At 56.1% G+C, this 12,644-nt stretch carries 12 protein-coding genes; 6 read left to right on the top strand and 6 right to left on the bottom strand.

The annotated features are described in order from the left end of the window. The first annotated feature begins 283 nt into the window (after positions 1-283). The gene (locus tag ACTJJA_RS16725) at positions 284-1,453 is read left to right on the top strand and encodes a DNA repair ATPase (RefSeq protein WP_010435825.1); all 1,170 of its coding nucleotides are present in this window, start codon (positions 284-286) and stop codon (positions 1,451-1,453) included. Here the strand turns inward: ACTJJA_RS16725 and ACTJJA_RS16730 are convergent, their stop codons facing one another. Next, positions 1,454-2,218 (bottom strand): siderophore-interacting protein, encoded by a 765-nt coding sequence (locus tag ACTJJA_RS16730; RefSeq protein WP_440668719.1) that lies wholly within the window; start codon positions 2,216-2,218, stop codon positions 1,454-1,456. A 146-nt stretch (positions 2,219-2,364) separates the two neighbouring features. Between ACTJJA_RS16730 and ACTJJA_RS16735 the strand changes: the two genes are divergently transcribed. Then, positions 2,365-2,859 (top strand): PadR family transcriptional regulator, encoded by a 495-nt coding sequence (locus ACTJJA_RS16735; RefSeq protein WP_218400243.1) that lies wholly within the window; start codon positions 2,365-2,367, stop codon positions 2,857-2,859. Here the strand turns inward: ACTJJA_RS16735 and ACTJJA_RS16740 are convergent. Continuing rightward, positions 2,856-4,415, bottom strand: coding sequence for a methyl-accepting chemotaxis protein (locus ACTJJA_RS16740; RefSeq protein WP_440668720.1), 1,560 nt, complete (start codon positions 4,413-4,415; stop codon positions 2,856-2,858). The genes ACTJJA_RS16735 and ACTJJA_RS16740 overlap by 4 nt on opposite strands. Positions 4,416-4,743: 328 nt before the next feature. Then, entirely contained in the window at positions 4,744-6,264 is a 1,521-nt protein-coding gene (locus ACTJJA_RS16745; RefSeq protein WP_440668721.1) for a methyl-accepting chemotaxis protein, read from the bottom strand. 426 nt (positions 6,265-6,690) lie between these two features. On the opposite strand from ACTJJA_RS16745, the gene ygjG reads away from it, so the two are divergent. Beyond that, complete coding sequence (gene ygjG, locus ACTJJA_RS16750) at positions 6,691-8,070, top strand: putrescine aminotransferase (RefSeq protein ID WP_440668722.1); 1,380 nt, start codon at positions 6,691-6,693, stop codon at positions 8,068-8,070. A 96-nt stretch (positions 8,071-8,166) separates the two neighbouring features. Beyond that, positions 8,167-9,138 (top strand): hypothetical protein, encoded by a 972-nt coding sequence (locus ACTJJA_RS16755; protein ID WP_148400532.1) that lies wholly within the window; start codon positions 8,167-8,169, stop codon positions 9,136-9,138. A 41-nt stretch (positions 9,139-9,179) separates the two neighbouring features. On the opposite strand, the gene ACTJJA_RS16760 is transcribed toward ACTJJA_RS16755, so the two are convergent. Then, positions 9,180-9,782 carry a helix-turn-helix domain-containing protein gene (locus tag ACTJJA_RS16760; protein WP_440668723.1) on the bottom strand — a complete coding sequence of 201 codons (603 nt, stop codon included), beginning with the start codon at positions 9,780-9,782 and terminating at the stop codon, positions 9,180-9,182. A 42-nt stretch (positions 9,783-9,824) separates the two neighbouring features. On the opposite strand from ACTJJA_RS16760, the gene ACTJJA_RS16765 reads away from it, so the two are divergent. Both ACTJJA_RS16765 and ACTJJA_RS16770 read left to right on the top strand, forming a co-directional pair. Next, the gene (locus ACTJJA_RS16765; protein ID WP_440668724.1) at positions 9,825-10,511 is read left to right on the top strand and encodes a B3/B4 domain-containing protein; all 687 of its coding nucleotides are present in this window, start codon (positions 9,825-9,827) and stop codon (positions 10,509-10,511) included. A gap of 12 nt (positions 10,512-10,523) precedes the next feature. After that, the gene (locus tag ACTJJA_RS16770; RefSeq protein ID WP_440668725.1) at positions 10,524-11,372 is read left to right on the top strand and encodes a dihydrodipicolinate synthase family protein; all 849 of its coding nucleotides are present in this window, start codon (positions 10,524-10,526) and stop codon (positions 11,370-11,372) included. A gap of 92 nt (positions 11,373-11,464) precedes the next feature. Here ACTJJA_RS16770 and lsrG read toward each other — a convergent pair whose 3' ends face one another. Together lsrG and lsrF are read right to left on the bottom strand one after the other, a co-directional pair. Continuing rightward, on the bottom strand, positions 11,465-11,758 hold the full coding sequence (gene lsrG, locus ACTJJA_RS16775; RefSeq protein ID WP_003862606.1) for a (4S)-4-hydroxy-5-phosphonooxypentane-2,3-dione isomerase: 294 nt from the start codon (positions 11,756-11,758) through the stop codon (positions 11,465-11,467). Next, a complete protein-coding gene (gene lsrF / locus ACTJJA_RS16780) occupies positions 11,755-12,642 on the bottom strand; it encodes a 3-hydroxy-5-phosphonooxypentane-2,4-dione thiolase (protein WP_421511072.1) in 888 nt (295 codons plus the stop codon). Before lsrF ends, lsrG begins: the two co-directional genes overlap by 4 nt. Positions 12,643-12,644 lie beyond the last annotated feature (2 nt).

Below are 12,644 nucleotides of genomic sequence, written 5' to 3' on the forward strand. Positions count from 1 at the left end.
ATGCTGATGTTTTCCCTAACACTCTTTACTCTCCGCTTAAAGTCCGTTTTCAAACTTGACTGTTAAAAAACGAGCAACTTATTTCAAAAAGTAAATAGTGTAAATATCAGCAAAGAGAATAAGGATATTTCTGGCACATTTTCAGATTTTTGCAGGGGTATATCTGAAGCAAGATTAAAGAAATCCCCTGTCGCGCCGATCATCATCCGTGTGTATTATTTCCTGTAGCTTTTACAACAACTAACCTTAACTCAAATACTTAAGCGCCAAAGCGAAAGGCATCATGAGCACACCGATCAAACGGCTAGAAATCATAAAAAATGCCATCGAACTGGAAGATGACGACATCATCCAGAGCCAGCTGACGCGGCTGAAAAATGAAGCGTTTGACGAGGAGCTACAGGCAATCGTCGTGGCGCTTGAGAATAAGAACTACACCGCAGCCATCAGGGCCATCACCGCGTGGCTGCAGGGCCAGCGCGCCGTGACCCCGTGGCGTGACCCGCAGGTGGCCGCCAGCAAGCTGGAGCTGAAGGCGCTGGAAGAGCGTCTGCGCGATCTGATTGACCGCCGCAACGCCCGCGTGCAGCAGCTCGATGAGTTCAACGATCTCTATTTCTCCCGTCTCGGGCCGCTGATGCAGCAGATCCTCGCCCTGCGTAAAACGCTGGCGGAGCTAAACCTGCGTCGTCAGCAGGCGGAGGCGCGTCGTCGCGAAGAAGATTATCGCCGTTGTCAGCGCTATATGGCGCAGGCGGTAGAGGTGCTGGCAACGCTCACCCAGCGCTGGCGCGATCTCCCGGCCGATTCCGTACAGGCTGCCGAGGCGCGTAAACAGCTGCAGCAGCAAAGCAACCTGATTGCCAATCTTCTGGCCGAAGCGCTGGAACTTGAGAGCGGCTTAACGCGTGAAGAAGAGCCCGCGCGCCAGGCGCGCGATGAGGCTAACGAAGAGTACGAGAAGTATCGCGAGCAGCATCACGATGCCGAAGTGCGTCTGCGCAAAGGGAAAGATCTCTCGGAAGAGGATCGGAACGAGCTGAAACGCCTGTGGCGTCAGGCGAGCAAGCTGTGCCACCCGGATCTGGTGGCAGACGATCTGAAAGAAGAAGCTAACACCATGATGGTGCAGCTTAACCAGGCCAAACAGCGCGGGGATGTAAAAGCGATCCGTTCACTGGTGGCACGCCTGCAGCAGGGCTTTGAGCCAATGATGGCGAGCGACAGGCTGAACGATCTGGAGCGTATCCGCAAAAAAATGGCGCAGGTTCGCGAGCAAATCGACACCTTAGTGAACGAGCTGGCGGAGCTGGAGAAAGAAGAATCCTGGCTGCTGGTGTCGTCGCTGAACAATATGGAAGCCTACTTTGCCCAGCAGGAGAAGGCGCTGCATGAGGTCCGCGCCTCGCTCGAACATCAGGTGAGCGAAGCGCAGCTGGAGTCCGCAGCCTGACTATTTAGCGTGCCAGTATGCGCTGGCACGCACCAGTTGCTGGTCAATCGCGTCGATTTCAAACTGGCGGCTCAGGTTTTTCACCACCTTCCCTTCCCCGGTCAGCCAGATAAAGTAGTCCTCTTCGGGCACGGCCAGCGTCGCCAGATGATCGGCCACCGCCTGCGGGTTGTGGCCCACAATCCAGGTGAGGTTGAATTCACTCAGGTGCGCCAGATAGTCCTTATAAGATCCGTCACCCACGGTCACGACAGCATGAACGTCCGGGCGTACCGGCAGTTTGGCGATGCCTTCTAAACGGCGGCGCAGCGCGGGCATCCCGGATTCATCACACACGTACAGCTGCCAGGCGTAATCTTCCGGCACCACCAGCGATCCGCGCGGCCCACCGATAGTGAGTTTGTCGCCAGGTTTGGCCGCTACCGCCCAGTTGCTGGCAACGCCGCCATCATGAACGAAGAAATCCAGCACCAGCTCATTCTTCTCCTCATCGAACAGGGGCGTATAGTCACGCGCCTGCGGGCGCACGCCGTCGCCCCAGTCGATGCCTTCATCGGTGACAACGGGCGGAACAAAGGTCGTGCCCGGTGCCGGGAAAAAGACCTTGGTGTGGTCGTCGAAGCCGCGGGAGCTAAAGCCCTCCAGCGCCTCGCCGCCGAGCACAACGCGCTGGAAGCCAGCGCTGACGCGCTCGACGCGGAGCACGTTCAGCTCGCGAAAGCGCAGGTCATTGCGGACACGTTGAGGGTAACGGGTTGATGTCATTTTTATGCCCTTCTCAGGTGAATACGATATATCGAAATTGATTTTTAATGATAATGATTGCTATTAACCAGGAATGCAAGATCTTTTAGATTGCATCTGAATATATCTAAGATATAGTTTAGATATATCAAATTAAGAGAGTCACTATGCGACACGAACATGAAGGCGGCGGACGCCGACCGCGCTTTTTCGGCCACGGCGATCTGCGGCTGGTGATCCTGGATATCCTGACCCGCAATGCCAGTCACGGTTATGAGCTGATCAAAGAGATCGAGAACCTGACGCAGGGGAACTACACGCCGAGCCCGGGCGTGATCTACCCAACCCTGGATTATCTGCAGGATCAGACGTTTATCACCATTACGGAAGAAGAGAACGGCCGCAAGAAAATTGCGATAACCGCTGAAGGACAAAACTGGCTGGATGAAAACCGGGAACAGCTGGAACAGATCCAGGTGCGCATCAAAGCGCGCAGCGTCGGCTTCCAGCTGCGTAAAAACCCGCAGATGAAGCGGGCGCTGGAAAACTTCAAAGCGGTGCTGGACCTGAAGGTGAATCAGGGAGAACTCAGCGACGCGCAGCTCAAGCAGATCGTCGGGGTGATCGACCGCGCGGCGCTGGAGATCTCCCAGCTGGATTAAGCCAGCGCGCGCTCGCTCACGCGGAACACTTTTACCAGCTCTTTCAGGTGCATCGCCTGCTCATTCAGCGATGCCGCCGCCGCAACGGACTCCTCCACCAGCGCGGAGTTCTGCTGGGTGGTGGCGTCAATCAGGCCAATCGCGCTGTTGATTTGCGAGATGCCTTCCGTCTGCTCATGGCTGGCCTGACGGATCTCACGCAGGATCACGTCCATCTCCTCCACGTTGCCGACCATCCCGTTGATCAGTCCGCTGGCTTTTTCCACCAGGTTCATCCCGTCCTGAGTCTGGCTGGTGGAACTTTCAATCAGCTGGCGGATTTCACTCGCCGAAGAGGCGCTCTTCTGCGCCAGCTGGCGCACTTCGCCCGCGACCACCGCAAAGCCACGGCCGTGCTCTCCCGCACGTGCCGCCTCGACCGCCGCGTTAAGCGCCAGAATATTGGTCTGGAAGGCAATGGCGTCGATCAGGTCGATAATGTCGGACATCCGATTGGATGTTTCGTTAATCAGGCGCATTTTGCTGGTCACCTGTTTCATCATCTCACCGTTGTTTTTCACCACCGTCGCGGCATCGGCAGAGAGGGTGGTCGCTTCCCCGGTGTGCGACGCGGTGTTTTTCACCGTCGCGGTGATCTGCTCCATCGAGGCTGCCGTCTGCTCGACGGAACTGGCCTGCTCTTCGGTGCGCGCGGCCAGATCCTGGTTGCCTGCGACAATCTGTGCGGCGGCGCTGGAGATGTTTTCCGAGCCGGTTTGCACCTGCTGCACAATCTCCAGCAGACGGGTTTTCATCTCCATCAGCGCATGCAACAACAGGCCGGTTTCGTCTTTACCGTGAGACGCAATGCTGCCGGTCAGATCGCCATCGGCAATGGCTTCGGCAAAGCTCACCGCTTCGCCCAGCGGACGGGTAATGGAGCGCACGATAAACCAGCCAATCAGGCTGCCCACCGCCACGCTGAAGAGCGTGATCAGGAGCAGCAGCATGCGGTTGGTTCGGAAATCACCGTCCACCTGCGCGCCCGCGCTCTGCATCTCGTTGTTTTGGATGGCGATCAGCGCCTGCACTTTCGCTTTGTAAGCCTGCTGCACGGTGAGGGTGTTGGTCATCATCTCCTGGATAGCGCCCGCACGGTTGTTGTTCTGCACCGCCTGCAAAATGCGGTAGCGCGAGTCCAGATACTGCTGGCGCACGCTGCGGATATCCGCCAGTACCTGCTGAGATTTCTGATCCTGCAACGCGTTGCTCAGCTCGCCCAGGATCACCGTAATGTGCTCGCTGATCTCTTTCAGACGCTGCTGAGATTGCCCCGTGTAGGTGCCCTGCTCGTCCAGCAGCATAAGCTGCTGCGTGCTTATAAATTCCTGGAAGTTGTCGATTAGCTGGTTGGCTTTTACCGTGGTTGGATAATCGTGGGTAATGATAGTCTGCATCCCGTTGTTCGCCCGATTCAGGCTCAGCAATGAGACACTCGCACTGACGATCATCAGAACAATAAAGAACCCAAACGCCAGAAATAATTTCGTGCCGATCTTTACGTCATGTAAGAACATATTTACTCCATCGATGTGATTATTTCTCAGACGATCACCGTTATCGGTAACGAACGCGCTAACTTTATGACTTTGATCGTTTTTTTATTTCATAACCATCACAATGGATAGGTACAGTCTATTAATTTTGGCGCATCGATCGTTGTGTAACCACCACAGAGGGCATTTCTGAAATAGCATCGGGGAAAACTGACTTAGGCAGGCATAAATAACTGAGCGGATTTTTTTAGTTATTTAATATCACATTAACAATAAACATTAAAAATAATCACATTAAAACGCCGTTTAGACCTGGTGGCATAAACGGCTTTTCTGGAACATTACTGGCTCAATGGAGCACGGTCACGGCATCTTTGAGACGTCCCGCACGGTGCTTCACCATGGCGGAGATCTGCGCGCTCTCCTCTACCAGGTCCGCATTTTTCTGCGTGATACTGTCCAGTTCGGCAACGGCCCGGGTTAACTCGGACAGTCCGGTAGCCTGTTCAGACGTGGCGTGGCTAATCTGAGCAATAAGCTGCGTGACGTTTTTCACCTGCTCAACAATGTCATCCATTGTGCGGCCTGCCGCGTGAACCTGATCGGAGCCGGACTGTACCTTGCTGGCGCTGGCGTCAATCAGCTTACGGATATCGTTGGCCGCACTGGCGCTGCGGCTGGCGAGATGACGAACCTCACCGGCCACGACCGCAAAGCCTTTGCCCTGTTCGCCTGCCCGTGCCGCTTCCACTGCCGCGTTCAGCGCCAGAATATTGGTCTGGAAAGCGATGTCATTGATAAGCGAAGTGATCGAGCCGATCCGCTGGGTACTGTCAGCAATATCATCCATGGTTTTCACCACCGTCTGCATCGCATTTCCGCCTTTGGTCGCCGCGTTGCTGGCCGCCACGGAGAGCTTATCGACTTCGGCAGCGGTTTCAGAGTTGCTTTGTACCGAGGCGGCCATTTGATTCATCGTCGCCACGGTCTGCTGCACATTGGTGACGGTCTGACGCGTGCGGTCGTTGAGATCGTCATTCCCCTGCGCCAGCTTATCGCTGCCATCGCGCACGCTCACCACCTGGCTTGATACATCATTGATTAACCAGCGACACATCAGCCCCAGCTGTCCGATCGCGCGCAGCGTCAGCCCCAGCTCGTCGCTGCGGTTCAGGTGCTGCACGCTGTTACGCTCACCGGTCGCGACCTTCAGCGCCTGACGCGTGACATTTTCCACCGGTCGGACAATCTGCTGCTCGAACAGCATCGTCCCGACGACCATCACGACGGCAGCAGCCACCAGCGATGGCCACCCCGCAGAGGTTAACGCCAGCGTGGCAGCCATCACCGCAAACAGCGCCGCCATGACGCTACGAACCCGCCAGCGCAGCGGCATAGCCGGTAACTTCCCGAGCCAGCCTTTGCGCACCACCAGCCCTTTATGGATACGTTTTTTACAACGGCCTTCATTGAGCGCCTTATATAAAGGCTCCACGACCGCAATCTCTTCAGCCGTCGCTTTTGTGCGAATCGACATATAGCCGGTCATTTTCCCGTGGCGCACCATCGGCACGGCGTTCGCTCGCACCCAGTAGTGGTCGCCGTTTTTGCGGCGGTTTTTGACAATCCCGCTCCACGGTTCCCCCTGTTGCAGCGTGTACCACATGTCGGCGAAGGCCGCTTTCGGCATGTCGGGGTGACGCACCATGTTGTGCGGCTGTCCCATCAGTTCCTGGAGCGTATAGCCACTTACCTGTACAAAGGTGTCGTTGGCATGGGTCATGTAGCTCTGGAGATCGGTGGTCGACATAAGAGTGGTGTCACTATCCAGAGGGAATTCATTCTGGGTGACAAAGGATGGAGAGGACATGGCGGGCATTCCTTGCAGGTTATTCGAGTGTTAATTTTGTGGTTTATTGTTTTTTCGGCGGTTACAAATTTATCTTTAGTTGTTAAATCCGATCGAGATCGCAAATTTAAGGTAAACCGCACTTTCTGTACGCTTTTCTAATCGATTGATTTAAAATACTTTCGTAGAGAAATTACCCGCAAAGCATGATCTATTAACGCCCACTTAAGTGGCATCTATCGCACCACTCCGGTGCAATTGACCCCCATCCATCGCGCTTTCCCCTCCCGCCTTCATCCCATCAGGGTGGTATCGGCATGATTAAATATTGCGCAATATTATTTTAACCTGGTGTTTATCCCGATTTTCGTTAAGTCCGCTGAAGTGGCGTAATCCCTGCAATACTTAACGCAGTATCATGTGATACGCGATCCCCGGGAGCACATTTTGAACAGGTTACCTTCCAGCGCCTCGGCTCTTGCCTGTACCGCGCACGCACTGAATCTCATTGAGAAGCGAACGCTCGATCATGAGGAGATGAAACAACTTAACCGAGAGGTCATCGATTACTTTAAAGAGCATGTGAATCCTGGTTTTCTGGAGTATCGCAAATCTGTTACCGCCGGCGGGGATTACGGAGCCGTAGAGTGGCAAGCGGGAAGTCTGAACACGCTTGTCGACACCCAGGGACAGGAATTTATCGATTGCCTGGGGGGTTTTGGTATTTTCAACGTGGGGCACCGTAATCCAGTTGTGGTTTCCGCCGTACAGAATCAACTTGCGAAACAACCTCTCCATAGCCAGGAACTGCTCGACCCGCTTCGCGCCATGCTCGCGAAAACGCTGGCGGCCTTAACGCCCGGCAAACTGAAGTACAGCTTCTTTAGCAACAGCGGCACGGAATCGGTCGAAGCGGCGATTAAACTCGCCAAAGCGTACCAGTCGCCGCGCGGGAAATTCACCTTTATCGCCACCAGCGGCGCGTTCCACGGGAAATCCCTGGGTGCACTGTCGGCGACCGCCAAATCCACCTTCCGCAAACCGTTTATGCCGCTGCTGCCGGGCTTCCGCCACGTGCCGTTCGGCGACATTAACGCCATGCGCACCGTGCTGAGTGAATGCCGTAAAACCGGCGACGATGTGGCAGCGGTGATCCTGGAGCCTATCCAGGGTGAAGGCGGCGTGATCTTGCCTCCGCAGGGCTATCTGCCCGCCGTGCGTCAGCTGTGCGATGAGTTTGGCGCGCTGCTGATCCTCGACGAAGTGCAAACCGGCATGGGGCGCACCGGCAAGATGTTTGCCTGCGAGCATGAAAACGTTCAGCCGGACATCCTGTGCCTGGCGAAGGCGCTCGGCGGCGGCGTGATGCCAATTGGCGCGACGGTTGCGACGGAAGAGGTGTTCTCGGTGCTGTTCGACAACCCGTTCCTGCATACCACCACCTTTGGCGGTAACCCGCTGGCCTGTGCGGCGGCGCTGGCGACCATCAACGTGCTGCTGGAGCAAAACCTGCCCGCGCAGGCGGAGCAGAAAGGCGACATGCTGCTGGACGGCTTCCGCCAGTTGGGCCGGGAATACCCGGACCTTGTGCAGGAGGCGCGCGGTAAAGGGATGCTTATGGCAATCGAGTTTGTCAACAACGAAATCGGCTACAGCTTCGCGAGCGAGATGTTCCGCCAGCGGGTGCTGGTGGCCGGGACGCTCAACAACTCGAAAACCATCCGCATTGAGCCACCGCTGACGCTGACGATTGAGCAGTGTGAGCAGGTGCTGAAAGCGGCGCGCAAAGCGCTGGCAGCGCTCAGGGTGAGTGTGGAAGAGGCGTAATATAGACACCCCCTCCGCGGGAGGGGGTGTTTAATGACCCGTCTGGCAGAATACGATATCATTCCTGCAATATCGGCTATCTTCTCCTGAGGGACCATGCGCTATTTTTTCCTGGAATGGGTCAATCCTTTCGAAATCATGATGCTTAACTCGCTTGCTAAGGATCATCCCGTAAAGCAAATTAATCGCATTATGCGACGCTACAAATCGATCAATGCCCTGCTGCCAGGCGAGGCGTTAAAAAAATGGCATAAGCGCACGCACTGTGCCGTTAAATTATCGGCAATCAAACGGGATGATATCGCGATTTGTAATGGCTACAGCGTCTTTCCGTTCCTGGATTATGTCGCCAGCATGCCATGTAAAAAAGTGTTGATTCTGCGCGACTCCGTGGATGCCCTGACGCGCAAACGTCGTCTTCTTGGGCAACTGGCGCAGGATGCGGATTACATCGAGACCGTTCGGCCCGTCTTTGATGCTATTTATAGCTTTGATCCTGCTGATTGCGAACGCTATAACTTGCGTGCTATCGAGCAGTTTTTGCCGTTTAGCTGGCAAGAAATCCAGCAATTTCAAAAAGAGAGCGCAGCTGAAAATAAAAGCTGCTTTTTTGTCGGTGGCTATGAACCCATTCGGGCAGATGTTCTTCGTACCCTGACACCGGTACTTGAAAATAGCGGTTATGAGACAGATTTTTACCTGCTGGATAAGTACAATAATCAGGATAACTATCCCAGTAATTGTCAGAATAAAAAACTCAGCTATCTGGACAATATTAAAAAAGCCAAACACTGCTCAATTATGCTGGAAATAAACAAACCTGAGCAAAATGGTTTAACACTCCGCGCACTGGAAGCACTGGTTCTGAATAAGAAGCTGATCACCACCAATGCGTCGATTAAAACGATGGCGCTGTACGATCCTGCCCGTATTTTTATTTATAACGGAGTCGATACCGAGGGTCTGGACGCATTTCTTCAAAGCGACCTGCCTGCAAGAGATGAAAAACTCCTCAGACAATACAGTGCAGACAGTCTGCTCGCTACGTTGCAGAATCATCATTCCTGAAAGACGTTCGCCCGGTAAGCGTAGCGCCACCGGGCTGCTTTTTAACGGTGAAACTCCGCCACCGTCATAGTGAAGCGCAGTACGCTCTCCCCTTCGTTCGCATAGCCGTGCGCCGCTTCGGTTTTCGCCACCGCCGACGCGCCAGCATTCACCTGCGTAACCGTCTCGTCCACCGTCAGCGTCAACACGCCTTCGTTCACGTGCAGCAGCTCAAAGGTTCCCGCCGGATGCCCTGTCGAGGTGAAATACTCCCCCGGATGCATCTCCCACTGCCAGAGTTCAATCATATCCGGGCCCGCGGTGCCCGCCAGCAGCCTGGCACGTCCGCCCTGCGCCCCCTGCCACAGTACCGGGATCGCCGATTCTTCAATAATGTGCACCAGCGGCTCGCTGGAGACGTTGACGATATCCGCCACCGAGATGCCGAGCGCGGCGGCCAGCTTGCATAAAATCGCGATGCTGGGGTTGGCTGCGCCCTTTTCGATCTCCACCAGCATCCCTTTGCTGACGCTGGCGCGGCGGGACAGCTCGTCCAGCGACAGTTTTTTCTCTTTGCGCCAGTTGCGTATGCGGTTCGCGACGGCCAGGCTTACCTGGGCAACATCGGCACCCTGTGCAGTCATTATATTGACTTTATCAGTCATTGGTCACTACCATGGTATAAAACAGTCAATACAGGATTATTTATGTCTCTCTTAACGCCGTCAATAGATTCGCGACTTGCCGACATTGCGCCCGGCTTTCGGGCGCTGAGCATTCTGGTTGAGGCCGCGCCGATTACCCAACCGGAGGTTGCGCCCGCCGCGCTGGCGCAGGCCTGCCAGCAGATGTTGAATGACGATGTGCCGTGGGCTGACGCACACCTTTCAGACTGGGATGAGGTGTTTAAAGCCTTTGGCGCGAAACCGAAACGCACGCCCTGCTCGGCATCCGCCCTGCGTAAGCGGGTGCTGAAAGACGGCTCGCTGCCGCCGCTGGATCCGGTGGTGGATATTTATAACGCGGTGAGTATTCGCTACGCGATCCCAGTTGGCGGAGAAAATCTCGCGGCTTATTCAGGCGCGCCGCGTCTGACGCTGGCCGACGGCAGCGAGCCGTTTGATACCCTCAAAGAGGGACAGCCGGTAGTGGAACATCCGGAACCGGGCGAGGTTATCTGGCGCGACGATCTCGGCGTCACCTGCCGCCGCTGGAACTGGCGCCAGGGGATACGGACGCGTCTTGACAGCCAGGCGCAAACCATGTGGTTTATTCTTGAAAGCCTGCCGTCGATGCCGCTCGCGGCGCTGGAAGAGGCAGGAGAAGAGCTGCTCAACAACCTTAAGCGGCTGATGCCGGGGGCCAAGGCTCAGGTTCAACTGCTGGAACTATAAGAGGACAACACGATGTTTCGCGGATTAAGCGCCTTTCCGTTAACGCCCCTGAAAGAGGGGACGTTTGACGAGCAGTCCTTCATCAATCTTCTGCGCCCCGTGGTCGACGCAGGCGTGGATTCCCTGGGCATTCTCGGCTCAACGGGAAGCTATGCCTATCTGTCCGTTGAAGAGCGCGGCCGGATCGCACGCTGCGCGGTGGCGCATGCTGATAACATTCCGGTCATCGTCAGCATCGGTGCACTACGGCTGGACGATATCCTGCGTCTGGCTGACGACGCACAAACGGCAGGTGTCTCCGGCGTGCTGCTGGCACCCGTGTCGTACCAGCGATTAACGGAAGACGAAGTGTTTACTCTCTATGAAACGGTGACCCGTCAGCTCTCCGTACCGCTATGCATTTACGATAATCCCGCCACGACCGGTTTTACGTTTAGCGATGAATTGTTATTTGCCGTCGCGGCCCTGCCGAATGTGGGATCCATTAAGCTTGGTCGCGTGCCGGAGGACCTCTCGCACGTACGCGCCCATCTTCCGGATACGGTCACGCTGGGCATCGCCGGTGACTGGCGAGCAGCCTCAGCCCTGCAGGCCGGGTTTGACGTCTGGTACTCGGTTCTCGCGGGGTTGTTCCCTCAGGCGGCGCTGGCGATTGCACGTTCGGGAAATAATGCTGAGTCAGAACGGTTAGAGCCGCTGTGGGAATTGTTCCGCCGATACGGCAGCTTACGGGTTATCGCGGCGGCAGCAGAGATGATGGGAAAAGTAGCTGCACCTGCATTGCCATTTCCGTTACAGGCGGTTCAGGGGGAGCCGCGCGAGGCTCTTTCAGCGATCCTTGCGGAATTAGAGCTGGCCTGAAAAACGCCGGGTGGCGCTTACGCTTACCCGGCCTACCGCACCGTCCCGCACCCCGTAGGCCCGGTAAGCGTTAGCGCCACCGGGCAAAGCCATTACTCCGGCAGCAGCCCCACAAAACTGCGTTTCTTACGCGGCTCTGACATCAATTCCTCAAGCTTATCCACGCACGCCAGATAGTGCGGCGTTTGCTTATGCGCCAGCACTGCCTCCTCGTCTTTATAGGCTTCGTAAATAAAGAACCGGGTTTTCACCCGCGGGTCCTGCAATACGTCGAATCGCAGGTTTCCCGGCTCCTTGATTGCCCCCTCGTGGTTGGCGCGAAACACCTCCAGAAACTCGTCCACCCGTTCGGGTTTGATGTTGATCTCCACTAACGTCACATTCATTTTGCTTCTCCCTGTTTCTCTTCCTGCCAGAACTGGAACGCGTCCCGGGCGCTCATGTTCTCGTGTACCACTTTCTTCACCGCCTTCAGCATGGCGAGCGGCGCGCTGGACTGGAAGATGTTGCGCCCCATGTCCACGCCGGATGCGCCCTGGTCGATTGCGCGCCAGCACATCTCCAGCGCCTCGTGCTCCGGCAGCTTTTTGCCTCCGGCGATCACAATCGGCACCGGGCAGCTGGCGGTCACTTTTTCAAAGCCCTCGTCCACGTAATAGGTTTTGACGAATTGCGCACCCATTTCGGCGGCGATGCGGCTGGCCAGCGAGAAATAGCGCGCGTCCCGCGCCATCTCTTTACCCACCCCCGTCACCGCCAGCGTCGGCATGCCGTAGCGCGCGCCCGCATCAACAAGCTTGATGATGTTGTTGATTGACTGATGCTCGAACGGGCTTCCGATATACACCTGTGCCGCCACCGCGCAGACGTTCAGGCGCAGCGCGTCCTCCATCGCCACCGCCACGCACTCGTTCGACAGCTCGCCAAGAATCGAGTTACCCCCCGAGGCGCGCAGCACCACCGGTTTGTTCGTCGCAGCAGGCACCTGGCTCCTGAGGATGCCGCGGGTGCACATCAGCACGTCGGTTTCGCCAAACAGCGGCGCGATAGAGAGATCGATACGCTCAAGGCCGGTGGTCGGCCCCTGAAAGTAGCCGTGGTCAAAGGCCAGCATCACCGTGCGGTTGCTCTGCGGGTTGAAGATGCGCGAAAGCCTGGACTGCATACCCCAGTCCAGCGAGCCGCAGCCCTTAAGGGTGTAAGGCACATTCTGCTGCGGCGTGCCGATGCCAAAATCTTTGCCGTCTTTGATGTCGTCTAAATCAGCCATTT

Source organism: Enterobacter sp. 22452 (assembly GCF_052045065.1).
GTDB classification, from domain to species: domain Bacteria; phylum Pseudomonadota; class Gammaproteobacteria; order Enterobacterales; family Enterobacteriaceae; genus Enterobacter; species Enterobacter mori.